Below are 26,880 nucleotides of genomic sequence, written 5' to 3'. Positions count from 1 at the left end.
CTAAACGTTTGCTCGGTTGGTGAAGATGCCCTTTTTGGAAGTCCCCTGATCGTCGGAGCCCTTCTTCACCTTCTTACCGTCCTTGGTGTAGTAGGAGTAGTAGTACTCGCTGGTCTCGGTCTCGCAGTAGTTCATAACGGTACCGATGAGCTTGACCTTCTCGGACTTCTTAAGCTGACCGATGGCGTTGAGCGCCTCCTCGCGCTTGGTGAAATCCTCACGCACGACAAAAAGCGCACCGTCGGTCAGACTTGCGATCTCGGCAGCATCGATGAAGGTGCCGACCGGGGGAGCATCAAAGATAACGTACTGGAACTTGGCGGACAGTGCCTTTACCAGCTTGGCAAAGCGGTGAGAGACGATGATGTCGGCAGGATTGGGAATATGCGGCTCGGCATCGAGGAAGTAGAAGTTCTTCTGCCCCGTCTCGACAATCGCCTGGTCAATAGAAACCTGCTCGGAAAGGACTGCATAGAGTCCGCCGCGGGAGCGGACGCCAAGCATATCGGCAAGGGACCTGCGACGCATATCAGCCTCGACCAGCAGGACGCTCTTGCCGCTGGTGGCGATAGCCTGGGCAAGGTTGATGGAAACCGTAGACTTGCCCTCGTTGGGAATCGAGGACGTAACGGTGATGGTGCGAATGGGGTCGTCCACGCTCGCAAAGCGGATGTTGGCCAGAAGGGTCTTGGCGGCATTCTGTACAACGAGCTTATCGGTGTTCTTTGCCTTAGCCATGCCTATTTACCACCTTTCATAGCCGGAATTCGGCCAACAACGGGAATGCCCAGGAGCTCTTCTGCCTCTTCGGCACCGCGGATGCGGGTGTTGAGCATGTCTGCCAAAACGACATAGGCAACTGCGATAAAGATGCCCGCGAGGAACGCGACAGCAACGTACAGCATACGCTTGGGGCCGCTGGGGACTTCGGGAGTCTTAGCCTCGTCGATAACGTTGATGCTCTGGGCAGCGCCGACGTTCTGAGCGACCGTACTCACCGAGCTGGCCATGGCCTTTGCGACCTTAGCCGTCTCCTTGGCATCGGTGCCGGTAACCGAAAGCGTAATGACACGCGTGGTGGTCTCGGAGGAAACAGACACCTTGTAGTCATCCAGATCGGTGAGGCCCAGTTCATTGGCTGCGCCGCTCTTAACGCTATCGCTATCCAGCAGCGTGGCGATATCGTTGGAAAGCATCTGACTCGCCGAGAGATCGTTGTAGCTCATCTGACCGCTATCGTCGGTCTTGGCGAGAATGTACATGCTCGTCGTCGCGGTATAGGTGTTGTCCATCGCAACGAAGGACACGATGCCCATGGCGATCGCGCAGACCACCGGAAGGGTGATGACCAGCTGAAGGTGCTTCTTCAGCAGCTGGAACAGTTCGAGAAGGGTCATGCAGCTTGCCTTTCATTTCCCCAGTTCGGATTGACAAAACTGTCCGTATGTTATCGCATCTTTTTACCGAGACCAAACTCTATACATAAGAAACAGGCTCTCCTGTAAAAATGTCGGAAGCAATCGTAAAATTGCACAACAACGCCGCACCCGAAAGTCAAATGCGGCGTCTGCATCAATATCTATGTTGTATCGCTATGCGAATGGCTCGTCCTGCCGTATGGGAAACGTCACCGTAATGGTGGTTCCCACGCCCAACTCGCTCGACAGATCGAGCGTGGCGTGATGATACAGGGCCGCATGCTTGACAATTGCAAGCCCCAGACCGGTTCCGCCGCGCGCCTTGGACCTACTCTTGTCCACGCGATAGAACCGCTCAAATACCTTGCCCTGTTCTTCAGGCGCGATACCGATTCCCGTGTCGGCGACCGCAAGGAACGGATGGCCTTCGTCGTTGGTGCCGCACTGCAGCGTAACCGCACCGCCGGGTCGATTGTAGCGGATGGCGTTGCTCGCCAGATTATAGATGAGCTCGTCAATCAAGCGCGACACGCCTTCGATGACCACAGGCTTGGTCTCATGACTTATCGTCACATTCGCCTGACGGGCGACCTGTTCAAGACGCTGCTCAACCGCGTAGATGGCACGCGAGAGCTCAATAGGCTCCGTGGAACCAATGGGCACCGCCTCGCCCTCAGTTGCACGCTCGGCCTCGTCCAAGTTAGACAGCGTAAGGATATCGTTGACAAGCGCTGCCAAGCGGCCCGCCTCGCGATAGATGCGACCGCCAAAGTTGCGCAGGTCGCCCTCGCCCTCGACCATACCGTTTGCGATGAGCTCGGCATAGCCCGAAATCGCCGTAAGCGGCGTCTTGAGCTCATGGGTGATATTCGCCGTGAACTCGCGGCGCATACGGTCGTTGTCCGCTAGCACCGCCATTTGGCGCTTGAGTTCCTGGCGCTGCGACTCGATACGCTCAAGCATGGGGACCATCTCGGCATAGGCGTGCTCATAGCTACGGCGTGGGTGGTCCAAATCCACCTCTTGCAACGGCGCGATGATGGCACGGGACTCGCGGCGCGCCATAAAAAACGAGAGTACCGCGCCCGCTGCTGCGATAAGCAGCATCGGCGCCACCATCGACAGCAAAATCGCCGCAACGCCAGGCTGGGCCTGCGCCAAGCGGACAACCTGGCCGTTATCAAGGGCGACGGCGCGATACAGCATAATCTCGTCGAGCGTAAAGCTTGCGCGCTCCGCGGAACCCGAACCATTCTCAAAGGCCTCGATGACCTCGGGGCGATCGCCATGGTTGGGCAGTGTGGAAGGCGACGCCTCGTTGTCGTAGGCAACCGATCCATCCTTGTTAATCAGCGTGATGCGCAAGTCCTCGCGATCGAGGCTACGCAAGAACGGGATGGGCTCCTGCTGCTCGTCGAGGGCGGCAGCAATGAGCTCGGTTTCCTGCGCCAGATTGGCACTCGTGGCATCCGCCAAGGTGTTTTGCACAAAGAACGCACCCAGCACCGTAAACGCCACGATAACCGCCATGGCGCAGACAAAGATCGTCACAAAAACGCGGTGCGACAGCGTATGTTTTCCCTGGGGGGCGAAGACCACGGGTTACTCCTCCGATGCGGTGGCCGCGGTGACGTCACCTTCGGCACCATCACCGGCAGAAGGCTCGGCCAAGCGGTAGCCCACGCCGCGCACGGTCTCGATGGCGCTGGCATGCTCGCCCAGTTTTTGGCGAAGCGTCTGCACGTGCACGTCAACAGTGCGCGAACCGCCGTCGAAGTCCCAGCCCCACACGCTCTGCAGCAACGACTCGCGGGTAAAGACCACGCCGGGCTTGCGCATGAGGTACTCGAGCAGGTCGAACTCGCGCAGGGTGAGCTTAAGCGACTCGCCGGCAACGGTCACCTCACGATGGCTGGGCGAGAGCACAATGTCGCCCACGCTGAGCACATCGCTTGCCTGTTTGACCATGCCGCCGCGACGCAGCAGTGCGCGGCAGCGGCTGGCGAGCTCCATGAGCGAAAACGGTTTAGTCAGGTAATCGTCGGCACCGCCATCGAGCGCCATCACCTTGTCGAGCTCGGTATCCTTGGCGGTAAGCATCATGATGGGCACCGTCGCCGTCAGGCGATCGGCACGCAGTCGACGCATAATCGCCAAGCCATCGGTATCGGGCAGCATGATGTCGAGCAGGACGGCATCGGGTACCCGTCGCGCCACGGCAGCCTTAAACTCACCGTCGCACGAAAAGCCTTCGGCCTCAATCCCCTGCTTGCGCAGCGCATAGACCGTCAAATCCCTGATGTTGTCATCGTCCTCGACGTAATAGATCATGTTGAACCCCTTTGCGGCCGGCATGACCGCATCTTAACCCTAAAGGTACCTTCACTAGATGGTATCAGCCAAAACGCCCCGTCAAATAATCCGCCGTGCGCGGATCGGTCGGATTCTTGAAGAGTTGCGCGGTGGGCGCGTGCTCCACCAGCTCACCCAGCAAAAAGAATGCGACCGAATCGGAGATACGCGCCGCCTGCTGCATATTGTGCGTAACGACCACGAGCGTGCAGGTCTCTTTGAGCTCGCAGGCCAGCTGCTCCACCACCAGCGTCGACACAGGGTCGAGTGCCGAGGTCGGCTCGTCCATCAGCAGAATGTCGGGCTGCACGGCAAGTGCGCGGGCGATGCACAGACGCTGCTGCTGGCCGCCCGAAAGACCCAGACCCGACTCTTTGAGCTTGTCCTTGACCTCATCCCATAGCGCAGCGCGACGAAGGGAGTCCTCGACCAGCTCATCCAGCGCAGCGCGATCGCGCACACCCATACCGCGCGGACCATACGCGACGTTGTCGTAGATGCTCATGGGAAACGGGTTGGGGCGCTGGAACACCATGCCCACGCGCTGGCGAAGGCGGCAGATGTCGTAGTCGCCCAGGATATCTTGACCATCGAGCGCAATCTTGCCCTCGATGCGGCAGTCCTTGATGCCGTCGTTCATGCGGTTAAAGCAGCGCAGCAACGTGGACTTTCCGCAGCCCGAAGGCCCGATGAACGAGGTAATCTGCTTGTCGCGGATCTTGATATTCACGTCCTTGAGCGCATGGTGGTCGCCATAGAACAGGTCGAGGCCCTCAACATCGATTCGCGTCGGCGAGGCGGCAAGATCCTCTGCCGTGGGGCGAGTCGCATCCCCAACCTCGCGCTCGTGCGCGGCCTCGGCCTGCGCTTTCATGAGTTCTTCAAGCTCCGTGGGCTCCACAGCCGCAGCAGCCGTCATACCGCATACCTCCACATCAATATCAATTCAGCAGTATCGATAGTAGGAATCGCGGCTCATATGCACGTGAGCGCATTGTCAAGTGTTTGTAAGGGCACACTGGCTATGCGGCGGGCAGCTCGATGGTGAATATCGTGTGTTCGGGCGTCGATTCACATGCAACGGTACCGCCGTGCGCGCATACGATCTCCTTGGCGATGGCAAGCCCCAGTCCAGCGCCGCCGCGATTGGTCGCACGCGCCGCATCCAGGCGATAGAACTTCTCAAAGATCACCTTGAGCTTTGCCTCAGGGATGGGATCGCCCTGATTGATAAAGCGCACGCGCACGCCACCGCCGTCCCGGCGTCTGGCCTCGATCGTGATGGTCGAGCCCTCATAGCTATAGGCAATAGCGTTTTTCATGATGTTGTTGAACACGCGAGCCATTTTGTCGCCATCCACGAGCACCGTCAGGTCCTCGCGAATATCAACTTGGACTTCCTTATGCTGCTCGTTGAGGATGGGATAGAACTCGTCAGTCACCTGAGCCAGCAGCAACCCCAGATCAACATAGCCGCGCGTGAGCACGATATCGTGGAAGTCAAAGCGCGTGATATCGAAGAACTCTTCGATGAGCGTATCGAGCCGGTGCGCCTTGTCGAGCGCCACGCCCGTAAAGTGCGCACGTTGCTCAACCGGCAGCTCGGGAGCCTCTTGCAGCAGCGAAAGATAGCCCACCACACTGGCAAGCGGGGTGCGTAGGTCATGTGCCAAGTACGTGACCAAATCGTCCTTGCGATGCGACTCGTCACGCAGAGCTTGCTGCACCTTGCGCTCACGGTCACGCACGCGGTTAAGGGCGCCCTCGACCTCCAAGAAGTCGCCGTCGATGTTATCCCAGGTGTCGGGGTGATCGATCAGGCGATCTTGAATACGAGCGGCCAGCACACAATCGGCATGCTGCTCGCCCTGCTCGTAGCCCTGGTAGTACAGGGCGCGGCCACACAAGAACAGCACGCACGCGGCAAGCGCCAGCACAAAGCCAAGCATGTTGAATACAAAGCCGGCATCGAACAGCACCGGCCCTTCGATGCCGCCGAGCGCCATGGCGCCAATCGCCAACGTCATGGCCCACGCGGCGCCGCCAATCACCACGCAGCGGCACACGATCTCAAATCGATCGATCAGCAAAAAGCCGACAAGCAGCACCGCCAAGATTCCGACGATGTTGTCGATGCCAATCAGCAGCAGGCTCAGCAAAAAGAGCAGCACCGTTGCAAGCGCGCGGTTGTCGACGACCGACCTCACGTATTCAAAGAGCCGATCGGGCACCTCGAACGCTTGCCTATCGCCTTTTGTCATATCAAGATCCTCACAAGCGAAAAGCGTTATTCGATGATGTAGCCGACGCCCCAGACGTTTTTGATAAAGCGTGGCTTTTGTGCGTCGTCGCCGATCTTTTCGCGCAAGTGGCGAATATGCACCATCACCGTATTGTTGGAGCCGGGCATAAAGTCCTCGTTCCACACCGCGCGGAACAGGTCCTCCACGGCCACCACGCTGCCGCGATGCTCGACCAGATACAGCAAGATTGAATACTCGGTGGGCGTGAGGCGAACCGGTGAACCGTCCACTGTCACGGAACGAGCATCGCGGTTGATCTCCAAGCCGTCGAGCTGAATGGTCGGCGACTCGGCCGCCTGTGCACGGCTACCGTAGCTGGTGTAGCGGCGAAGCTGAGCGTGCACGCGCGCGATGAGCTCCAGCGGACGGAACGGCTTAACCACGTAATCGTCCGCGCCAAGCGAAAGGCCCCCGATCTTGTCTTGCTGGGCATCGCGCGCCGTCAGCATGATCACGGGATAGGTATGGCTGGAACGGATCGTACGCAGCAGCTCAAACCCATCGATATCGGGCAGCATGACATCAAGCAGCGCCAGATCGAACTCCTGCTCCAAAATCGCCTTGGCAGCATCGGCCCCGCTATAGGCAATCTGGACATCAAAGCCCTCTTTTGTAAGGTAGATACCAACCAAGTCGGCGATGGCCTTCTCGTCATCAACTACCAGTATGCGCTCGTTCATGCGTGCTCCTCTCGCGCTCCATTATGCCCGAGGCGACGCACGCCACACACAACAAGCGTGGGTGATTAAGTCGGCCTTAAGCGCCCTTGTGCCCGTTCGGGAGCGGATGTGGGCCACGCACGCACGCGATGATCGCCGACGCCGGCAAACGATATACTCTAGTTCCAGAAGAGACCATCCCGTCGAAAGCGAAATCCGTGAAGTCCCTCACCCCTTTTGCAAAGCGCTCAGCCCAGCTTGCCGCCAGCTTTGTCTGCGCTATCGCCCTTGCCGCTGGCGTGCCCACCGTCGCCGGCGCCCAAGTGCTCACGACCGACAATGTTTGCGGCAAAACCGCCGATGCGCGCGGCATCACGGCCGAAAACCTGCCCGATATCGATGCGACCAATGCCCTCGTCATGGGCAAAGACGGCACCGTCTACTATGGGCGCGGCGCCGATGAGCAGGTCAAGATTGCCTCGATCACCAAGGTCATGACCGCAATCCTAACCGTCGAGAATTGCAAGATGGACGAGAAGGTCACGGTGAGCAACGCCGCAGCCACCGTGGGCAATTCGACCGCCGGCTTGCTCGAAGGCGACGAGCTTACCGTGGAGCAGGCGCTGCGCGGCCTGATGATTCCCTCGGGCAACGACGCCGCCATCGTGCTCGCCGAATATGTGGGCAAGAAGATCGACCCTAAGACCAAAGACGCCGAGGCCACATTTGTGAAGGCCATGAACGAGCGCGCTAAGAAGCTCGGCTGTACCGGTACGCTTTTTGAAAACCCGCATGGTCTGGACTTTGATGAGTGGGCTGGCGATATGCACTCAACCGCACATGACGTGGCGCTGATGATGCAGGAGGCCATGAAAAACGACACGATCCGCGAGGTCGTAGCGAGCGAGGATTCCTGGATCGAGGTCACGGGCGCCGACGGCACCGACCATTCGCATTCCATGGACACGCATAACTATTTGCTGGGCCAAGATGGCAACATCGGTGGCAAGACCGGCACCACCGACGACGCGGGCTATTGCTTTACGAGCGCCTACAACCGCGACGGCGACGAGATCTACACCGTTATTTTGAACTCCACCACCACCGATCAGCGCTTTACCGATACCGCCACCCTTGCCAACTGGTACTACGGCCACAAGGTGACGGTCGCAATCGCCAACACGCAGGAAAAGACCGCGAACGGCAACCCGCTTATGGCGCGCATTGGCCAAACCGACTGGACGGATAAGACAATCGACGCCACACTCGCCGATCCTACGGCGCAAGCGACCGTGTTTTCCCTTGCCGGCGAGGTGACCGAAAAGGTTAGCTACGACGATCTTTCGGGCACGGTGCATGTGGGCGACAAGGTGGGCAGCGTTACTCTCAAGCAGGACGGCACCAAAATCGCCGTTATGGACCTGGTTGCCGACGAGGAAGGCGCAGGGCCGAATCCCATTGAGTGGCTCCTTGTGAAGCTCGACCGCCTGGGCCGCCGCATCGACAACCGCCCACTTGCGGCAGAGAGCGAGACCGTAGCCAAGGCTCCTGAGATGTAGGGCTGGGGGAACATTACATTTGAGATTGGAGAGGCGTCCAACGGGCGCCTCTTTTTGAATACCTCTTAAACGGGATGCGTCAGAATCACCAAAGCGACATTGCTAGCCGTTTACCTTCGCTGTGTCTTTTCGGACCTTGAAAACGGGTCCACCGGGCATGCTAGTAGATCCTTTCGACCTCCTTGGTCAAGGCCCTGAAAAGATCCCCAGCTGAGGGGTCTGCCCCAGGACACAGCGATTGCCAGGCACCCGTTTCTCCGATGGTGCCCGCACTCGTCATAACAAGATCGTCGCTCCGCCTGCGAATGGAAACACTAACGGAGCGGCCATTATGGAACCCATGGATATCGACTTTATTTATGCGCCCATCAGCTAGATAACTAATCATGACATTGATGCTGTCACCATACTCCGGCAATTCGAAGCCGTGGGAATCCATCAATAGCTTCACGTCCTGATGGTAAATGCGGGCCTCGACGACATTCTTGGGCATCTTCCCCGTCTTTGTTGGAGAGCAAAAGCTGATGCTTGGCTCCTCTTCGCTCATGCCTCGGTCAAACCTAAGCATGCACGGGCATACCGACTCAATGGTTCGCAAGGCGTCCGCCGCGACCTTTTCCTCGGTAAACATCTCCACGTCGATGCCGTTTTCTTCCATATAGGCACGGTTTTTACGTTGAAGCTCTAGCCGAGCCGCAGCCTCCCCATCTCCACGCTGTTCCCAATTTCCGGAGTCGGCGACATTTCGATCGAATGTAGAATCAACGGAACATGGCGCTTGCTGTTGAGTCTGATCACTGTCGCCGAGACGCCTTAGCTCGGAGCGTCTCATCAGTAGTGTCACAATATCAAACAGCCAACCAAATCCAAAAAGGCCAAAGGTAAAGAGATATAGAAAGAAGCTACCCCACATCCGTGCATACGCCCTATGAGCGCCCGACCACCCAAGAAGGAAGCATAGCAAAAGCGCCTTGTTTGCCCTGTCAACCGACGTAATCTCTCGAGTGAGAGATTTCTGTTCAGGCTTCGCCAAAGGTGTAATTTCATGCGATGAAACAGTAATTGAGGACGTCCTTGACGCCGAGCTCCGAGCGCCTGATTTAGCAACGGCGCGAGCGACATCCCCAACTCCGACGGTCGTTCTGCTGTATACGGCATTGTAAGCAGCCTTCTTCGGATTTTTGATCCACCCCATGCCCTTCTTACCATAGCCGGGGATTATCGCCCGCTTTACCGCGCGCTTCGCTCTGCCGGTCGTTCTTGCCTTGAGTGATGTCTTTAGATTCGGCTTACGCAGCCCGACCTTTACCATATTTCTACTCCATCCCCTCGGAACCCCACACCGGGGTGCACGAGCACGCCTGGGTCTCCCCGTTTTCAAGCGCCCCGTGTTTGCCTAATGTTCACGCCCTTTCGGACTCTAATCCCCAGCTGCCATTCTTGATAATAAAAAAGGGCCCCAAATGGGACCCTTCTTCAAAGTCATACTGGCGGAGAGCTGGGGATTCGAACCCCAGATGCCCTTTTGGGGCATACTCGCTTAGCAGGCGAGCACCTTCGGCCTCTCGGTCAGCTCTCCGTAACAGCCGTTCTATAGTAACCAAACAGCCGAAGTTGGGCAAGGGGAATTTTGAGGCGTTTCCTCTTTTACCTCTCTTTTACCAGTAAACGTCTCAGTCAATCATCTCAACCTGTAACATCTGCAGGCCGTAATCCCCTCCAGATGTTACAGGTTGAGACAAAGATACAAGAACGGCCCCAGCGACAGCGCGGACAGCCCATTCTTTATTAGTCCTCTCGAACGGTCTCCAACAGATAATCGCGCATGTACGGAATTGCAAACGAAACACAGCCATAGCCCGCGGGCTCAATCAACCCCGCATCGATCAGACGCTTGCGATATGACCCAACTTTGTTCGCCGACAAACCCATCTTCTTGGCGATATCGCCGTTGGCGATATCGACGCCCTCGCATTGAGCCATCGCCGCGAGATACTGAAACTGCCGTTCCGACACCCTGCGCAGCGCTGGGGCAATCACCATAGCATTAAAGCTATCAAGAGCCGCCTGGATACCCTTACGAGCCGCCTCTTCGCTCACGCTCTCCGCCCCACTGCGCGCAGCAACCTGCCAAGCGTAATATCCGACCAGCTGGACCATAAAGGGATAGCCTGCCGAAGCTTTTGTTAATAGCTCAGCGGCACCTTTGTCGAGCTCCTTGCCCGCTCGTCTCATCGTATCCTCAAACGATCCGCCAACTTCAAAATCGGAAAGCCGAGTAAGTTCAACATGTTTGGCTCGCTGAAGGAACGTCAACGTATCATCCACCACCACGCCATCTACCGATGTCGGCAGCCCGGCGAAAGCGAAAGCGACATTCGCTCCTTGGCGGATCAAGAGCTGCATCTCATTGCCTAGCTCGCGCATTTCCTCAGTTGAGGCATCCTGGATCTCGTCGAGTGTGATGAGCAAACCACCGCGCTTCGCAGCATCGTACATCGCCTCGCCCAGATGAGAGGCCGACTTCGACATCTCCATGGAGCCAAGGCTGACCCCTAAAATCGATGGGGAAATCGAGATTGATTCAAGACGAACGTTTCGCTGCAGAGCCTCGAGGATTCTATTGCAAAAACCAGCATTGGAGGCAACGTCAACGACCTCGAATCCTTTTTTGCGTGCAAGGTCACCCAATGCATTAAGGAGCACCGTTTTACCTGTGCCTCGGACGCCCGAGATGCGCATGAGTCGATCGGGGGCACCAGGACCATTCTCAAGAGCCTCGGCAAAGTCATCCAAAACAGTGTCCCGTCCGATAAGCTCAGGCGGATTCATGCCCGCCGTTGGCTTAAAGGGGTTAACAGCTTTCATCATTCTGCCCTCCTCTGCTAGTTTTAACAACTTTAACAAAGTTTAGCAACTTTAGCAGAGTTTAACAGTTTTAGCAGGCTCGGCGGCTTTATGCCTTACCAATCCTGCCGGGTCCTCCCGCCCGCGCCGATACAAATAGCGCGGTGCAGCCCCTCTATATCGCCCCTACCCCAGCGAGCGGTTGAGGGAGCCGAGCTCGTCGTTACCCATGGTGCGCCACATTTGGAAGATGCAACCGCGTGCAAGGAAAAAGAAGCCGTTGTCGACCAGTTGCACGGCGGCATCCGCCAGCTGATTCGTCACGGCGGACACTGGCGGCAGCTCAAGTCCAGCCGTGCGGATGGTCTCGACCGCTTCCTCGAACGTCGGCGGCTCGCTGACGCCCATCTCGTTCATGAGGCCCTGCATTTCTTCCAGCGCGCTGCTGCCCGACTCCTCGCCGCGCGGCACTAGACGGTAACAAGCCAGCGCCAGGTCGAGCTGATCGCAATTCCAATAGGCAAACGCCAAGCGATAGAACAGGTAGCCAATTGCAGAACGATCGCTGGCAATACGTAGGCCGTGGCGCGCCACCTCGATAATCTCGTCAAAGCGCTCCAGACGCGCAAGCACGTTGATGAGCGCAAAGTGCGATTGCATGGACGAGCGCGCCAGATCGTAAAGATGGCGCACCTCGGGCAGCGCTCGTTCAAAGTCCTCTTGCTCGGCGTAAAAGCTGCAGATCTCGTGCTGGGCAAAGTACAGCGCATCGGGCGCACGAAGGATTCGCACCGAGCGGTCTTCTTCCAACACCGGTAGCACCATGCGCACCAGCTGGTTATCACAAAACTGCGTTTGAACCGGACCTGTCGCCAAAAGCTCGGCGACGGCGCACTTAGCCTCCAACTCCTCGACAAGACGGGAAAAGCCTTCAAAAGCACCTGTACGGTCGACTTTTGCCTGCTCGCGCAATTCAACAACACGGGCCACGTATGGGTCGTCGTCCTCTTCCATGACCTCCAACTCGTCAGCCGTATCGGCAAGTAGCAGATCGCGCAGCGCCGGCGGCAGCGTGCGATGGTCATCACGCGGACGAGCATGAACCTCCGCAGGCTCAATCGTCTCCGGAGCGGTTGACTCATACGCCTCAAGCACACGCTTGCACGGCATATCGTCCATGTCCATGCTCTCAAGATCCTTGGCGACAGGCACGCAATCGGCCAGATAGGCCGCACGCCCAAAGAAATACGTTGCGACAACGCGCTCGCCCTGCTCACTGTCGGGAGCAGCAATCTGCACATAGCAGCGCGTGATGCAGGTGCCCGCGGCAAAACACGCTGCCGCAAGCGTAAGTGCCACGCGCGCATCGTGCTCCGCGGCCCAGATCGCGCGCATGTCCTCGTCCAGCTCGCGCCAGGCGTCATCCTGAGCGTCGTATTCACGTTGTGGCATGGCATCCACGACAGACCGCCCAAACCGAACGAGCATAATCCCCTCGGCAACGTTTACTCGATAGGTATAGTCGAGCCGCGTGACCACGTTGAGCGCCTCAACGATTCGCGCAAAACGGGTGCGCACGTCCCACTCGCCGCCCGGCTGGCAAGCCACCGTACCCGGTTTGCCCCACGGGTTATCGCTCGAGGCCGTATCGAGCAGTCGGGGAACATCGTTGGTCGTCTTGGCGATATGCCACGAATCAAAGAGCGCGCAGCCCTCAAGGCTCGGCGAGGATGCCGCAGGGACCAATCCGGCCCCGATGCGCTCAAGGATGCCGGAGAGGCGGTTGAGACGGCACTCGATGGCAAGCAGCATGTCAATCTCGTCCTGGTCCAGCAGGCTACGATCAAAATTGAGATAAAACAGCTTTGACCGGTCGATGCGCGCCAGGCTCATTTCGGACTTGGCGGCAATGGTGCGCAGACGGGGCAAGTCGACCTCGCTCATAAGGGTGGCGGCATAGCGCTCGATACCGCTCGGATTCTCGGCATGGTCAACGCGGTAAAGCAGCGTCTCGATAGCATCGGGGAGCGGTGCCGTGTTAAAGCCCAAAAACACCTCGACCGGCTCGGGCAACTTTACGAGCTTGATCTTGTCGACAACGTTTTGCATGTCCGCATCGAGACCGTCGACGCCCGCCGTGTTCGCAATAGCGCTTTCGGAGTTGGCAAATATCACGTAGCGCAGGAACATCGACGCCATGAACTCGCCGTAAGGAAGGGAGCGGGCCGAATTCCATGTCTCGTGATCGGACTGCTCGCGCATGGGGCCTTCGGGAGAGCCGACGGTTCGCGCGCACGTGCGCATTGCACCGCTGGCTTCCCTTACCATAATCTCACCAATACTGGAATCCGACTCGTCAAGGACCAGTTCCATGTCGGGATCGTTGGGCAGCGGAGCCTCGCTAACGGGGCGGTCCACCTTGTACACCTCACCCGAAACGCTTACGTAGCCCAAAAGCGACACATGACTTTTGCCAACGAATTCGACGACATAACAAGATTCATGCTGATCCTCGCCAAAGAGTTTCCAGACCACGCCATATGAGCGTCCCGCAGGCTGCTCGGGCATGGCCGGAAAGCGCTTTTTGGGATCAAGAAACCGGAGCTTGTATGTCGGACGCTCTGCCACGAAATATCACCCTGATCGGTCGTCTAAAGAAAGAGCGCGCCACGGGCTCACCGAGGCGCATACTCGAAATCTTACACGAGTCGATGAGAAATAGTCCCCTTTGACCGAGGTTCGAATCCATGCAGTGTTTACGTAAAAGAAAAGCCCCCGTCGCCGGGAGCTTTAATCTCAAATGGTGCGGCGTATAGGATTCCGCGCATCCGCCGCGCGGATCCGCACCGGCTTCGCCCGCCTGCCGGCGTGCTCGCCCGCGGGCTAAAAACGCTCCGCGTTTTCTTTACGCCCGCGCCTCGACCGAGGTTCGAATCCACGCAGTGTTTACGTAAAAGAAAAGCCCCCGTCGCCGGGAGCTTTAATCTCAAATGGTGCGGCGTATAGGATTCGAACCTATGACGTTCTGATTCGTAGTCAGACCCTCTATCCAGCTGAGGTAACGCCGCGACTTGTTGATTATTATGCACATCGACTGAATAAAGGTCAAGCAATTTTCGAAAAAAGTTATCAAATTTGATTTTTACTCATTTTGACCACCTGATGCGATCTTCGACGCATCGCGATATAAGAAAAGCCTCCGTTACCGGAGGCTTTAAAGTTCAGTTGGTGCGGCGTATAGGATTCCGCGCATCCGCTGCGCGGATCCGCACCGGCTTCGCCCGCCTGCCGGCGGACTCGCCCGCTCGCTAAAAACGCTCCGCGTTTTCTTGACGCTCGCGCCTCGAACGAGGTTCGAATCTCCGCAATGCCCCCGTAAAGGAAAAGCCCCCGTTTCCGGAGGCTTAAAACTCAATTGGTGCGGCGTATAGGATTCGAACCTATGACGTTCTGATTCGTAGTCAGACCCTCTATCCAGCTGAGGTAACGCCGCAACGCACGGATTATTATGCACGTGACCCCTCGATGGGTCAAGCGACAATTTGGAAAAATTTTACGAAGTGATGATTGAGACGCCCGCGCCTCGACCGAGATTCGGATCCATGGGATACCGCCATAAAATAAAAGCCCCCGTTGCCGGAGGCTTTCAATTTCGATTGGAGCGGCGTATAGAATTCCGCGCATCCGCTTCGCGGATCCGCACCGGCTTCGCCCGCCTGCCGGCGCGCTCGCCCGCGGGCTAAAAACGCTCCGCGTTTTCTTTACGCCCGCGCCTCGACCGAGGTTCGAATCCAGGCAGTGCCGACGTAAAAGAAAAGCCCCCGTTGCCGGAGGCTTTCAATTTCAATTGGTGCGGCGTATAGGATTCGAACCTATGACGTTCTGATTCGTAGTCAGACCCTCTATCCAGCTGAGGTAACGCCGCAGCGCAAGACATATAAAACCACTTTAGCTTATTGGAGTCAAGCACAATCTCAAACTTTTTTGTGGAACGCAGTTTTGTCATGCTGCTCCGCATATACCGCTGTTCCCCGTACGATCGATTGGCTTTTCGATCACGTCAAACTTGGCATCAAGTTCCCTCAGGAGCGATCTCACCCGCTGGGCACAATCATAATCGGCAAACGAGATGCTCAGCATGCGCGCGACCTGGTTGGAAGTCCCAACTCCATAGAAGTGCTCCAGCGCCACAAGTCCCTCGTGCGTCACAAAGGTCTCGACCACATGCGGCGACTCCTCAAAGCACCATTGTGTCAACGGACCCTCACTCGTCTGCCGAACCACCAGGCCGCCCATGCCAGACGGCTCACACGTTACAAGCAGGTACTCCCCGCCCTCGTCGCTCTCAAACAAAACCACCCGATCATCAAACAGCTCCATCGCGTCCCCTTTCTCTCGCTCTTATTTAGCAAAAGCATAGCAGGTAGATGGCTGTATACAGAACAGTTGTTCGTGTGTTTTCTATTGAGCTGTCCGCACGGCATGGTATGGACCTGCGCACGAAATAGGGCGCCCCCGAAGGAGCGCCCTTGCATATCCCCTATGCAGCCAACTTACGCGACCGGCTCGATCTTCTCGAGACCACCCATGTAAGGACGCAGGACCTCGGGAATCGTGATGGTGCCGTCGGCGTTCTGGTAGTTCTCCAGAATGGCGGCCATGGTGCGGCCGGCCGGCAGGCCGGAACCGTTGAGCGTGTGCAGGTAGCGCGAACCCTTGAAGTTCTCGGGGTCGCGGTACTTGATGTTGGCGCGGCGGGCCTGGAAGTCGCCGCAGTTGGAGCAGGAGCTGATCTCCTTGTAGGCGTTGTAGCTCGGCAGCCAGACCTCGACGTCGTAGGTCTGACGGGCAGAGAAGCCCAAGTCGCCGGTGCACAGGCTAATCACGCGATACGGAAGGCCCAGCTGCTGCAGCAGGTACTCGGCCTCGGCGGTCATGCTCTCGAGCTCCTCGTCGGACTCCTCCGGCTTAGCGAACTTGACCATCTCGACCTTGTCGAACTCGTGCTGACGGATGATGCCGCGGGTGTCGCGACCGGCGGAACCGGCCTCCTCGCGGAAGCAGGGGGTGAAGGCGGTGTAGCGGCGCGGCAGGGTGTCGGCATCGAGGACCTCGCCGGCGTGCAGGTTGGTAAGCACGACCTCGGCGGTGGGGATCAGGAAGTTGTCGCCCGAGACGTGATAGGCGTCGTCCTCGAACTTGGGCAGCTGGCCCGTGCCAAACATGGTCTGACGCTTGACGACGATAGGCGGCCACCACTCCTTGAAGCCACGGCTGGTGTGCGTATCGAGGAAGAAGTTGATGAGGGCACGCTCCAGGCGGGCACCGGCGCCACCGAGAACGGTGAAACGGCTGCCGGAGAGCTTGTTGCCGCGCTCGAAGTCAAGAATGTCGAGGTCGGTGCCCAGATCCCAGTGCGGCTTAAAGTCGAAGTCGAACTCGCGCGGGGTGCCCCAGCGGCGACGCTCGATGTTCTCGTCCTCGTCCTTGCCGTACGGCGTGGCCTCGCAAGGAATGTTGGGCAGGTGAGCCATGAAGTCGTACTGCTCCTGCTCGAGGGCAGTACGACGCTCGGCCAGACCGTCAATCTTCTCGTTGACGGCGCGCACGGCCTCCTTGGCGGCCTCGGCCTCCTCCTTCTTGCCCTCCTTCATCAGGGCGCCGATCTTCTTGGACTCGGCATTGCGCGTAGCCTGGAGTTCCTCGACCTCGGTGATGACGGCACGGCGCTCGTCGTCGAGCTCAAAGAACTTCTCGCGATCCCAAGACGTCTGGCGGTTAGCCATGGCGACATCGATGGCATCGGGGTTCTCGCGAACAAACTTGATATCAAGCATTAGATCCTCCGGCGATATACATTCCATTTAGGTTGCAACCTTGTACATGTATGGGCAAGTATATACTTATGAGCGTTTACGACCCAACTCAACTACGCAAGAAGGCACCCAATGGACGCAGTTTTTTCCTTTTTGTTTGGCACCCGCACCGGTTTTGCCATCCTTTTCGCCGGCGGCATCCTGTTATTTGCGATTCTTGCCTTTGTAATGGAGAAGCGTACCCATAAGATGTACGTCGACCGCGGACCCAAGTCCGAGGATGAGGAAGACAGCTTCTGGGACTAACCTGCCAAAAAGGGACAGGTTTATTTTGGTCTGTTTTATCTGGGCAAACGCAAGCGCCCCGCAACCGGTAACGATCCGGTTGCGGGGCGCTTTTCGCACATACAACAAAACCGCAGGAAAAACCTGCCAAAATAAACCTGTCCCTAAATGGCAGGTTTTACTGGAGAGTTGCGTCGATTGCCTTGACCAGGGCACTGCGCATGCCGGCATCCTCGAGCGCGATGACGCCCTTGATGGTGGCGCCACCGGGCGAGCATACGGCATCCTTCATCGCCGCAGGATGCTGGCCAGTTGCAAGCTGCAGCTTTGCCGTACCCAACACCATCTGGCTCACAATGCGATAGGCATCGGCACGCGGAATACCGTGCTTGACCGCCGCATCGCCCAGGGCCTCGATTGCCATGGCGACAAATGCCGGAGCGCAACCACCCACCGTGCCGCCCACAAACAGCAGGCTCGTATCGAGCTCGACCACCGCACCGAGTTTGCCAAGCAGATCAAGCACCACGGCGCTCTGCTCATCACTAAGCGTGGAAGCCTTCTCGCAAGCGATGACGCCCTCGCCCACCGAAACCGGTGTGTTGGGCACCGTCGAGATATGCGCGACGCCCGGCAGGACCTGCTCCCACTTGGCACTGTCCCAGGTCCAGGCAACCGACAGAACGACCTTTTTGGCAAGAGCATCCTTGAGCGGGGCGAATACCTTCTCGATCATGTACGGTTTGACCGCAGCGACCACGATATCGGATGCGGCGACAACCTCGGCGGCATCGTGGCAGGCGACCATGCCGCGCGCCTCGCAGCGCTCAACCAGTGCGTCGTAGCGACCCGCGCAGGCGCACATGTCGCTCGCAGCTACACCGGCAGCGATCCAGCCATCGGCCATAGCGCTCGCCATATTGCCAAAACCGACAAATCCAATCTTCATATCTCATAGTCCTCTCAGACACGCTCTTCAAAACGAAAGCTATTGTCCCACGCCATTGTTTCGTATTGCCGACCTATTTGTGATACGGCTCGCCACGGCTGATCTTGCAGGCGCGGTAGATTTGCTCCAGCAGCACCACGCGCGCCAAGTTATGCGGCAAGGTAATGCGTCCAAAGCTGAGCATCTCGTCGGCGCGGGCGCGCACCTCATCGCTCACGCCGTCCGAACCGCCAATCACAAAGGCGATGTCGCTGCTGCCTCGCAGCATAAGATCGTCGAGCCTCGCCGAGAGCTCCTCACTCGAACGCTCCTTGCCCTCGATAGCCAGCAGGATCACATGCGCTCGAGACGGCAATGCAGCAAGAATTGCCGCCCCCTCCTTGTCGCGCGCGGCATCCACGCCGCCCGCCTTAGCCGGGTCGATATCGGCCACCTCGCGGATATCCACCTTGGCATAGGCGCCTAGGCGCTTGGTGTACTCAGCGCACGCGTCCTTCCAAAAGCGCTCTTTGAGCTTGCCAACACAAACGACGGTGTATTTCACGCGTGCCTACTCCTTTGACTCGTTCTGAACCTTACCGGCAGCCAGCATCTGCTCGAACATAGAGGCCGACTGCGAAAAGTCGCTCGGCAGCACGACCGTCGAGGTTTTACCCGTGCGAGCGAACTCCGTCATCATCTCGGACCACTGCGTAAACATGAACAGTTGGTTGGCCTCGTCATTGCCGACACCCGTCTCCTGGATGATCTCGAGCGAATCTTTGATACCCAGTGCAATGGCCTTGCGCTGGTTGGCGATGCCCTCGCCCGCCTTTTCCATAGCCTCGGCCTCGGCGGTCGCCTCGGTGACGCGCTTGATGCGGTCGGCCTCGGCGAGCTCCTGTGCCGCAGCGCGCTTGCGCTGGGCGGCGTTGATGTCGTTCATGGAGTTCTCGACCTCGGTCGGCAGTGCGATTTTGGTGATGAGCGTCGACACGAGGGTGAAGCCGTAGGCGGCCATCTGCTCGGAAACGGTAGCGTTGACATCCTTGGCGATGTCATCCTTCTTGGCAAAGACCTCATCGAGTGTGTAGACGGGAATCGAAGAGCGTAGGGCGTCGGTGATGAAGTCACGCATCTGGTCGACGGGCTCCTGCAGCATGTAGTAGCTCTTGTAGATACCCGAATCTGCCGGGCCGGCGCCCATGTCATAGCTCACGTGGTACTGAGCAGAGACCTCAAGGCCGATGGTCACGTTGTCCTGGGTCTTAACGTCGATGCCAAAACCGTTTTTCATGGTGCGCAGGCTCACCGTGGCGGCCTTGCGGTCGATCACGGGCACCTTCATGTGGAAGCCCGCGTTGACGATGCGGTTAAACTTGCCCAGGCGCTCGATGATCACGGCATGCTGTTGTTCAACGACATAGCAGGCGTTGGGAAGCAGTAGCAACAGAATGATGATGGGAATCAAAAGGCTGGTAAGGGCGGCGATGATACCGGACAACAGCATGGTCTCTCCTCTGATAGGCACACGTTGGCATTAGGATACCCGTACAAGGAGATCGTACATAACAAAAAAGCTCCCATTGCTGGGAGTTCTTTCATTCAATGGTGCGGGCGAAAGGACGTCCGCGTATCCGCTTCGCGGATCCGCACCGGCTTCGGCCGCCTGCCGGCGTCCTCGCCAGCTCGCTAAAAACGCTCCGCGTTTTCTTTACGCTCGCTCCTTCACAGGTTCAAGTCCCTGTGAAGGGCCCATAACAAAAAAGCTCCCATTGCTGGGAGCTCTTTAATTTAATGGTGCGGGCGAAAGGACTTGAACCTTCATGGGGTTGCCCCCATACGGACCTGAACCGTACGCGTCTGCCAATTCCGCCACGCCCGCGTGCAGGAATTAGAATAACGGAGCGCCATCGCGAACGCAAGAACTATTTTTGAAAAAGTTTACAGGCATTTTCCCAAGCTGCTCGCGCGATTGCCTCAGCATCCTCGCCGGTACGATCGACACGATCGTTGACCAGCGTGTTTGCCGTAATGGAGATCATTGCGGGCTCGCATTCAAGACCGCGGATGGGCTCTGGAGCCATATACGGGCAATCCGTCTCGAACAAAATTCGATCGAGTGGGGTTGCCGCAAATGCCTCGCGCACGTCGTCGTTGCGCTTAAAGGTGGCCGCACCACCATAGGCGATATAGCAGCCCAGCTCCACAAAGCGCTCCATCGTGGCGCGGTCCTCGCCAAAACAGTGCAGCACACAACCGGCCTGGGGCACGCCCACCTCACGAAGCACGTTGTACGCATCAACGTGCGAGGTGCGCTCCCCATCCGAGTCCTCGTGACGCAGGTGCAGCTCCACCGGCACATTGCGGCGCACGGCAAGCTCGAGCTGGCGCGCCATGCAATCAATCTGCACGTTATGGGGTGCCGGCGCGATATCGTCGTCATAGTCCATGTGGTAGTCCAGGCCGATTTCGCCAATACCGGCGCATAAGGGGTCATCAAGTGCCGCAACGACCTGTGCATGAACGTCGTCGGTATAGTCCGGCGCGCCATACGGATGCACGCCGGCAAGATACTTGATCTGCGGGATATCCTGCATCGGAAGAATCTCGCGCACCAGCCAGTCGCTATAGTCCGCCACGCTGCGCTTGTCGGCAATGGGGTCGAACATCGTCACCAACAGGTCGACGCCCGCGGCTTTGGCGCGCACGAGCGTCTCGGGCACATCCTTGCCCCAAAACGAAAGCAGATGTGCATGCGTGTCGGCAAGCGGCGCCAAGGGCACGGGACAAGCAACCGTCTTCTTTTTCTTGGTAAACGTCACGCGTTCGGCATTAGGCGTCATGGATTAGCTCCCGGGCCAGACGGACAAAGTCGGCAACATCGAGCGTCTCGGCGCGCGTGGTGGGTGCGATACCGCAAACCTCAAAAGCGGCATCGAGCACGTCCTTGGCAAAACCGTTGGCGCTCATGGAATTTCGGACGGTCTTGCGCCGCTGAGCAAATGCAGCGTCGATCACACGAGCCACGAACTCGCGATCGAGCCCCTCGGGCACCACGCCGTCAACACGGTCGATACGCACGACGGCCGAGTCCACGTGCGGCGCTGGCATAAAGCAACGCGGCGGCACCTCAAAGCGACCCGTCACCTGCGCATACAGGCCGAGCTTTGCCGTATAGCCGCCATAGGTCTTGTTGCCCGGCACTGCGGCAATGCGATCGGCAACCTCCTTTTGCACCATGACCACGGCACGCTTGAGCGCGGGCATCGTCTGAAAAAACTGCAAGATGATCGTCGCCGCCACGTTATAGGGCAAGTTCGCGACAAATACCGTCGGCTCACCGCCGGCGGCCTGCTCAATCTGCTCCGGCGTCACCTTAAGCGCGTCGCCCATGATAAAGCGGAAGTTGGCGTAGTCGGCGGCGTGAGCATCGAGCACCGGCTCGAGCTCGGGATCGGCCTCGATCGACGTGACGCACGCCACCTCCTGCAACAGCGCAAGCGTGAGCGTACCAACGCCCGGACCAACCTCGAGCACGCGCTCATCGCCTACAAGCTCGGCAAGCTCGCAAATGCGCTCAATTACATGGTTGTCGATCAGGAAATTCTGGCCCAGGCGATGCTTGGTCGCAAGGCCAAACTCCTCCAGCAGCTCCCTGGTGGCCGTGGGGTTTGCCAAAGGCGAAGTTGTCATGGTTGCCTCCTCAGCATGATGGCGGCGTCTTGAAACAAAAGGGCATGGACCGTGGCGGCCATGCCCTTACAGCTAAACAGCAAATTGCCGATATGGCGCGCTGCATCTTAGCCCAGACGCGGGAACAGCGGCTCGCCCTTCTCGACAGGCTGACCGCCGGCAAGCAGGCCCCAAGCGCAAATGCCCTTGAGGTCGTCGGTCGCGGCCTCGTCCTCGCAGGACAGGCGGCGCAGGGCCTCGGCAGAGGTCTGAGGCATGAGCGGCATCAGCAGGTGGGCGGCAATGCGGATGGCCTCGAGCAGGTTGTAGATCACAAACGCCAGCTCGTCAGCCTTGGCCTCGTCCTTGGCAAGTGCCCAAGGCTCGGAGTCCTCGATGTAGTGGTTGGCGGCATGGATGAGCTCCATGACCTCGTCCTTGGCTCCGCCGTAATCGAGCACGTCCATCTTGGCCATGTAGCGCTCGACCAGACCATCGGCGATCTTTGCCAGCGGGTTGTCGAACGCATCGAACGATGCGGGCTTGGCGGGCGCGCAACCATCAAAGTACTTGCCGCTCATGTTGAGCGAACGCGAGATAAGGTTGCCCCAGCTGTTGGCCAGGTCGGCGTTGTAGACCTGCTCCATGCGATCGAAGCTGATGGCACCGTCGGTACCGGGGACGACGTCGGTCATGAAGTAGTAGCGATAGCCCTCGACGCCCAACATATCGATAACGTCCTGCGGAGCGATGGCGTTGCCGCGGCTCTTGGACATCTTCTCGGCCTTGCCGGTCTCGGCATTGCGCACGGTCAGGAAGCCGTGGGCAAAGACGTGCTCGGGCAGGGCCTCGCCGATGGCCATGAGCATGGCGGGCCAAATGACGCAGTGGAAGCGGATGATGTCCTTGCCCACGATGTGGAACTGCGCGGGCCAGCGATAGGCCAGCTCGGCACGCGCCTCGTCGGTGTCGACACCGTAGCCGACGGCCGTCATATAGTTGAGCAGCGCATCGAACCACACGTAGGTCACGTGACCCTCGTCAAACGGGACCTGAATGCCCCAGTCAAAGCTCGTGCGGCTCACGGATAGGTCGTTAAGGCCGCCCTCGACAAAGCTGCGAACCTCGTTCATGCGGAACGCAGGCTCGACAAAGTCGGGGTGCTCGTCATAGAGCTTGAGCAGCTTGTCCTGGAAGGCGGAAAGCTTAAAGAAGTAGGACTCCTCCTGCACGCGCTCAAGCGGACGGTGGCAGTCGGGGCACAGGTGCTGGCCGACGCTGCCGTACTCCTCGTCGCCCTTCTGGACCTGTGTATCGGTGAAGTAGGTCTCATCAGGCACGCAATACCAGCCGTCGTAGCTGCCCTTATACAGGTAACCGGACTCCTTCATGCGCTCCCACAGGTACTGCACGGCATGATGCTGGCGCGGCTCGGTGGTGCGGATGAAGTCGTCGTTGGAAATCTCGAGCTTGCTCCAAAGCTCCTTGAAGTGCGGGGCCTGGCTGTCGGTCCACTCCTGCGGCGTCATGCCATGCTTGGCTGCGGCCTCGGCGACCTTCTCGCCGTGCTCGTCCATGCCGGTCAGGAACTTGACGTTATAGCCGGCGGAGCGACGATAACGGGCCTGAACGTCGGCGATGATGGTGGAATAAGCCGTGCCCAGGTGCGGATCGGCGTTGACGTAGTAGATGGGCGTCGTGATAAAGAACGAAGGCTTGCTTTGATCCATGGGGTTTGTCCTCCAGAAAAACGTTGCATACAGAGGATGATTCTAGCGCAAGGGCTGGATATCCTCCATCTATTGCATATCGAGCACCATGGCATAGACATCGCGCTTGCGGCGCGAATACTTCTGAGACAGGCGCTTGGCCACCGCAGACGCGGGCTCCCCCTCCTCGAGCGCGGCGCGGATATCCTCGCGCAGGGCCTCGTCGGGATCCGCTGCCGCGGCGCCAACCGGCACGATACCGGCCTCCTCATCCTCGCTCGGCGGCGCGATGACCAGCGCAATCTCGCCCTTTACCTCGCCGCGAGCACGCAGCTCCTCAGCAAGCTGGGCAGCGGGCCCGCGCAAGACTTCCTCGTGCAGCTTGGTGAGCTCGCGGCAGACGGCAACCTCACGCTGGGGAAAAACCTCTGCCACGGCCTCGAGCGTCGCCACGATGCGATGTGGAGACTCGTAGAAGATGAGTGCGCCGGGAACCACGGCAAGGCGCTGCAAACGACGCACGCGGTCGCCGTGCTTTCGGCCCAAAAAGCCCTCAAAGAAAAAATGCTCACAGGGAATGCCGGACGAAACGAGCGCCGTGACGCAAGCGGAGGGCCCGGGAATAACTTCGACGGGCACATCGGCCTCACGTGCCGCCTCGACCAGCGCCTGGCCGGGATCGGACACGCTCGGCATGCCGGCGTCCGAGGCAAAGGCGAGGGTCTCCCCCGCCAGCAGACGGTCGACCAGGCCGGCGGCGCGGCTGGCGATCACATTCTCGTCGCAACGGACAAGCGGCTTGGAAATGCCCAGGTGCATCAGCAGCTTTGACGTCACACGCGTGTCTTCGCAGCAGATGACATCGGCGGCGGCAAAGGCCTCGCCAACGCGCGGGGACAGGTCGCCCAAGTTGCCGATGGGCGTGCCGACCACATAGAGTTTGCCCGTATGGGCGCTGTTTTGCGTCATATCAACCTATTCAATCATGCCACGCTCGAGCGTACCGAGCGCCGCGCGGGCGTCCCATGCTGCAATGCGCTTCTCGGTCTTCCACGTTTGGAAGAACCAACCGGCAGCCGGCGCAAACGAAGCCAGCTGATTGGCGATAAACACGCGCTCGTAGGCATTGCGGCCCTCGGGCGTAACCGACGAGTTGGCAAAGATCGCCGCGCCCGACCATTCGCCCACCAGCACGGGGAACCCAGTTGAAATCGCTTCTTTAAGCTCGCGCTTGTTACGCGAAATCGCCGTCGTCAGCCCGCGGGGGCTCGTGATGTCGAGCGCATGCTCGTCGCGGTAATGGTACAGGTGAAGGTCCATGTAGACGTTCTTGTACTTGGCGCCGCGCATAAAATGCTTCCACTCGCTGGGATGCCCCGACGACGAGAAAACGACGATCTTATCCTCGGGCATATACGAACGGACGAGCTCGTAAGCATCGCGATAGAAATTGCGCAGGTAGTGAGCAGGAATGCCATCCGTCATGGTGAAGAGGCTCTTACGGACACTCATCTGCGGCGTATCCAGCAGCTCAATGCCCAGCAGGCTCTCGGCCTCGCCGTAACGCTCGGCCAAGCGCTCGAGCACGTCAAGTGCGACATGGCGGCCGTTAGTGGACGAATGCCACTCGGCAACAGCCTCCGGCGTGGCGGGCGAATCGTTGGAATCGCCCTGGCCACCGGGCACAGTCGCCAGGTCAAGCAGCACGCGAATGTTGTACTTGGCAGCCCACTCAATCGCGCGGTCGATGTAATCGACAACCGAGATGTAGGAGGCATCGGACTCCTGTGAGCCAAAGGCATACCAAGGCACCGGCAGGCGCACGGCGTTGAGGCCGATCTGCGCCATGCGACGGAAATCATCCTCGCTCACAAACGTCTCGTAATGACGGCGCATGCGCTCGTTATAGGCGGCGGTGCCCATGGCCTCCTGCAGCTCGGCCGCATTGGATGCACCGGTCGCCGCGTATAGCGACGGGGTCACCCAAGGCTCGGGAATAAACCAGCCAGAGAGATTAACGCCGAGTATCCTCTCCATCACTGCCCCCTTCGGATCGTGCAGGCCGAGCCTGCATCGTATTGCATAGGAAAAGTATCGTTTTGAGTATACCCGCGCGTGCGGACAGACGACCGAACGGTCTGTAAAGTGGCGCAAAAGCGGGAGGAATGTCTGAGCGGGCGGACCCGAGATGTGCACGCACGTCGGAAGTAAGCGCCGGAAAGCGCGTCCCGTTTTTCGCAAAAGACTGGGATGCATTTTCCGTTCGAGGCCTCAACCGGAAAATGCATCCCGTTCTGAGCGCGGGATCTGGGACGCAGTTTCCGCCAAAGGCCGAAAAAGGAAAGCACGTCCCATTCTGACGCGATTCCGGGTCGTGCTTTCCCAAGCGGCCTCAAAGCGGAAAACGCATCCCACTCTGAAGCCAAATTCCGGGACGCAGTTTCCGCAGAACCCTACATAAAAGAAAAGGACCCCTTTGCAGAGGTCCTAGTCAATTCAAGGTGGCGGGGAAGGGAATCGCGTCCGCGCGCTGCGCGGACGGACCGCTGCGGCGCTTACGCGCCTTGCGAGCTGCGCTGGCAAACGCTTACGCGTTTACTCAGCTCCGCGCCCTCACAGGGTTCGATTCCATGCGGGAGCTTCATAAAAGAAAAGGACCCCTTTGCAGAGGTCCTAGTCAATTCAAGGTGGCGGGGAAGGGAATCGAACCCCTGACACGAGGATTTTCAGTCCTCTGCTCTACCAACTGAGCTACCCAGCCATTTGAGGTGTGCCTTGTTTCAAGGCTTGATTAGTATAACCAAGGACGCGTTCCGGTCAACCGAGAATTTTAAAAAAGTTTTTGAGCACAGCCTCGGTTCTATAAATCCTTGATTCTCATTTTCATTGCAACAGCCTCAGGACTCAGCGCAACGCGTTGCGCTGAGTCCTGAGGCGCGAATCCGGGTAGGCAACCCCAGAGGGGCCGGAATCCCCCGGCCCGCGATGGAGGGAGGCCGGCATGTCCAGACCCAAGCCGTCCGGAAGGTCGTACGGGAGGCTCACGAGGCACGAGAGGAACACGGTCGAGAGGATGCTCGACCGCAACCGCAGCGCCCGCGAGATCGCCGCGGAGCTCGGCAGGTCGCCCTCGACCGTGACCAGGGAGGTGGCGGCGCACCGCTACGTCACCGCGCCGCGCTCGCGCTACGGCGAGCCCGCGCCCGCGGACCTGTCGGGGGCCTGCCCCAGGCTCTCCGCGTGGCCGAGGTGCTGCAACGGCTGCTCGCACAGGAGGGGCTACGGCTGCTCGAGGAGGCCCAGGGTGTTCTACAGCGCCAGGAGGGCGC

Annotated in this window: 23 protein-coding genes and 6 tRNA genes; 3 read left to right on the top strand and 26 right to left on the bottom strand. The window is 58.8% G+C overall.

Going from position 1 to position 26,880, the window contains the following annotated elements; genetic code table 11:
* The 7 genes from HMPREF9463_RS01985 to HMPREF9463_RS01955 form a co-directional block, all read right to left on the bottom strand.
* Entirely contained in the window at positions 1-738 is a 738-nt protein-coding gene (locus HMPREF9463_RS01985) for a CpsD/CapB family tyrosine-protein kinase (RefSeq protein ID WP_035136836.1), read from the bottom strand.
* Between the two features lie 2 nt (positions 739-740).
* The gene (locus HMPREF9463_RS01980) at positions 741-1,397 is read right to left on the bottom strand and encodes a YveK family protein (RefSeq protein ID WP_035136834.1); all 657 of its coding nucleotides are present in this window, start codon (positions 1,395-1,397) and stop codon (positions 741-743) included.
* Positions 1,398-1,592: 195 nt separating this feature from the next.
* Complete coding sequence (locus tag HMPREF9463_RS01975; protein WP_035136833.1) at positions 1,593-3,017, bottom strand: sensor histidine kinase; 1,425 nt, start codon at positions 3,015-3,017, stop codon at positions 1,593-1,595.
* Positions 3,018-3,020: 3 nt separating this feature from the next.
* A complete protein-coding gene (locus tag HMPREF9463_RS01970) occupies positions 3,021-3,749 on the bottom strand; it encodes a response regulator transcription factor (protein WP_052044009.1) in 729 nt (242 codons plus the stop codon).
* A gap of 64 nt (positions 3,750-3,813) precedes the next feature.
* Positions 3,814-4,689 carry a phosphate ABC transporter ATP-binding protein PstB gene (gene pstB / locus HMPREF9463_RS01965; RefSeq protein ID WP_192934402.1) on the bottom strand — a complete coding sequence of 292 codons (876 nt, stop codon included), beginning with the start codon at positions 4,687-4,689 and terminating at the stop codon, positions 3,814-3,816.
* A 103-nt stretch (positions 4,690-4,792) separates the two neighbouring features.
* Complete coding sequence (locus HMPREF9463_RS01960; protein ID WP_035136832.1) at positions 4,793-6,031, bottom strand: sensor histidine kinase; 1,239 nt, start codon at positions 6,029-6,031, stop codon at positions 4,793-4,795.
* Between the two features lie 26 nt (positions 6,032-6,057).
* Positions 6,058-6,753, bottom strand: coding sequence for a response regulator transcription factor (locus HMPREF9463_RS01955; protein WP_006234805.1), 696 nt, complete (start codon positions 6,751-6,753; stop codon positions 6,058-6,060).
* A 197-nt stretch (positions 6,754-6,950) separates the two neighbouring features.
* On the opposite strand from HMPREF9463_RS01955, the gene HMPREF9463_RS01950 reads away from it, so the two are divergent.
* On the top strand, positions 6,951-8,291 hold the full coding sequence (locus tag HMPREF9463_RS01950) for a D-alanyl-D-alanine carboxypeptidase family protein (protein WP_035136830.1): 1,341 nt from the start codon (positions 6,951-6,953) through the stop codon (positions 8,289-8,291).
* A 160-nt stretch (positions 8,292-8,451) separates the two neighbouring features.
* Here HMPREF9463_RS01950 and HMPREF9463_RS11045 read toward each other — a convergent pair whose 3' ends face one another.
* The 9 genes from HMPREF9463_RS11045 to serS form a co-directional block, all read right to left on the bottom strand.
* Positions 8,452-9,603 carry a TM2 domain-containing protein gene (locus HMPREF9463_RS11045; RefSeq protein WP_035136829.1) on the bottom strand — a complete coding sequence of 384 codons (1,152 nt, stop codon included), beginning with the start codon at positions 9,601-9,603 and terminating at the stop codon, positions 8,452-8,454.
* A gap of 176 nt (positions 9,604-9,779) precedes the next feature.
* Positions 9,780-9,870 (bottom strand) — tRNA-Ser (locus tag HMPREF9463_RS01940).
* A 209-nt stretch (positions 9,871-10,079) separates the two neighbouring features.
* Positions 10,080-11,162: an AAA family ATPase gene (locus HMPREF9463_RS01935; protein ID WP_035136828.1), complete on the bottom strand. Its 1,083-nt coding sequence runs from the start codon at positions 11,160-11,162 to the stop codon at positions 10,080-10,082.
* 162 nt (positions 11,163-11,324) lie between these two features.
* On the bottom strand, positions 11,325-13,766 hold the full coding sequence (locus HMPREF9463_RS01930) for a tetratricopeptide repeat protein (RefSeq protein WP_148334136.1): 2,442 nt from the start codon (positions 13,764-13,766) through the stop codon (positions 11,325-11,327).
* Between the two features lie 363 nt (positions 13,767-14,129).
* Positions 14,130-14,206: transfer RNA gene (locus HMPREF9463_RS01925), tRNA-Arg, on the bottom strand.
* A 348-nt stretch (positions 14,207-14,554) separates the two neighbouring features.
* Positions 14,555-14,631: transfer RNA gene (locus HMPREF9463_RS01920), tRNA-Arg, on the bottom strand.
* A gap of 355 nt (positions 14,632-14,986) precedes the next feature.
* Positions 14,987-15,063: transfer RNA gene (locus tag HMPREF9463_RS01915), tRNA-Arg, on the bottom strand.
* A gap of 77 nt (positions 15,064-15,140) precedes the next feature.
* Positions 15,141-15,518, bottom strand: coding sequence for a hypothetical protein (locus HMPREF9463_RS01910; protein ID WP_035136827.1), 378 nt, complete (start codon positions 15,516-15,518; stop codon positions 15,141-15,143).
* A gap of 173 nt (positions 15,519-15,691) precedes the next feature.
* Entirely contained in the window at positions 15,692-16,975 is a 1,284-nt protein-coding gene (serS, locus tag HMPREF9463_RS01905; RefSeq protein WP_035136826.1) for a serine--tRNA ligase, read from the bottom strand.
* A 111-nt stretch (positions 16,976-17,086) separates the two neighbouring features.
* Here serS and HMPREF9463_RS11040 point away from each other — a divergent pair, with 111 nt between their 5' ends.
* Positions 17,087-17,260 (top strand): DUF6724 family protein, encoded by a 174-nt coding sequence (locus tag HMPREF9463_RS11040; RefSeq protein ID WP_006235069.1) that lies wholly within the window; start codon positions 17,087-17,089, stop codon positions 17,258-17,260.
* Between the two features lie 157 nt (positions 17,261-17,417).
* On the opposite strand, the gene proC is transcribed toward HMPREF9463_RS11040, so the two are convergent.
* The 10 genes from proC to HMPREF9463_RS01855 form a co-directional block, all read right to left on the bottom strand.
* On the bottom strand, positions 17,418-18,188 hold the full coding sequence (gene proC, locus HMPREF9463_RS01900) for a pyrroline-5-carboxylate reductase (RefSeq protein ID WP_035136825.1): 771 nt from the start codon (positions 18,186-18,188) through the stop codon (positions 17,418-17,420).
* 73 nt (positions 18,189-18,261) lie between these two features.
* Positions 18,262-18,732 (bottom strand): 23S rRNA (pseudouridine(1915)-N(3))-methyltransferase RlmH, encoded by a 471-nt coding sequence (gene rlmH / locus HMPREF9463_RS01895; RefSeq protein WP_035136824.1) that lies wholly within the window; start codon positions 18,730-18,732, stop codon positions 18,262-18,264.
* A gap of 6 nt (positions 18,733-18,738) precedes the next feature.
* The gene (locus tag HMPREF9463_RS01890) at positions 18,739-19,677 is read right to left on the bottom strand and encodes an SPFH domain-containing protein (RefSeq protein WP_022094529.1); all 939 of its coding nucleotides are present in this window, start codon (positions 19,675-19,677) and stop codon (positions 18,739-18,741) included.
* Between the two features lie 288 nt (positions 19,678-19,965).
* Positions 19,966-20,052 (bottom strand) — tRNA-Leu (locus tag HMPREF9463_RS01885).
* Positions 20,053-20,095: 43 nt separating this feature from the next.
* Positions 20,096-21,013 carry a TatD family hydrolase gene (locus HMPREF9463_RS01880; RefSeq protein ID WP_035136823.1) on the bottom strand — a complete coding sequence of 306 codons (918 nt, stop codon included), beginning with the start codon at positions 21,011-21,013 and terminating at the stop codon, positions 20,096-20,098.
* The gene (rsmA, locus tag HMPREF9463_RS01875) at positions 21,003-21,863 is read right to left on the bottom strand and encodes a 16S rRNA (adenine(1518)-N(6)/adenine(1519)-N(6))-dimethyltransferase RsmA (protein ID WP_035136822.1); all 861 of its coding nucleotides are present in this window, start codon (positions 21,861-21,863) and stop codon (positions 21,003-21,005) included. Before rsmA ends, HMPREF9463_RS01880 begins: the two co-directional genes overlap by 11 nt.
* Before the next feature lie 107 nt (positions 21,864-21,970).
* On the bottom strand, positions 21,971-23,572 hold the full coding sequence (metG, locus tag HMPREF9463_RS01870) for a methionine--tRNA ligase (RefSeq protein ID WP_035136821.1): 1,602 nt from the start codon (positions 23,570-23,572) through the stop codon (positions 21,971-21,973).
* A gap of 69 nt (positions 23,573-23,641) precedes the next feature.
* A complete protein-coding gene (rsmI, locus tag HMPREF9463_RS01865) occupies positions 23,642-24,520 on the bottom strand; it encodes a 16S rRNA (cytidine(1402)-2'-O)-methyltransferase (RefSeq protein WP_035136820.1) in 879 nt (292 codons plus the stop codon).
* Between the two features lie 6 nt (positions 24,521-24,526).
* On the bottom strand, positions 24,527-25,588 hold the full coding sequence (locus tag HMPREF9463_RS01860) for a glycoside hydrolase family 5 protein (RefSeq protein WP_035136819.1): 1,062 nt from the start codon (positions 25,586-25,588) through the stop codon (positions 24,527-24,529).
* A 651-nt stretch (positions 25,589-26,239) separates the two neighbouring features.
* Positions 26,240-26,312, bottom strand: a tRNA-Phe gene (locus HMPREF9463_RS01855).
* A gap of 240 nt (positions 26,313-26,552) precedes the next feature.
* On the opposite strand from HMPREF9463_RS01855, the gene HMPREF9463_RS01850 reads away from it, so the two are divergent.
* On the top strand, positions 26,553-26,880 hold a 328-nt coding region (locus HMPREF9463_RS01850), incomplete at its 3' end, for a helix-turn-helix domain-containing protein (RefSeq protein WP_035138661.1).

This window comes from Collinsella sp. 4_8_47FAA (assembly GCF_000763055.1).
Lineage (GTDB): Bacteria > Actinomycetota > Coriobacteriia > Coriobacteriales > Coriobacteriaceae > Collinsella.
The sequence above is the reverse complement of the archived record's forward strand: the minus strand, read 5'-3'. Positions and strand labels throughout refer to the sequence as shown.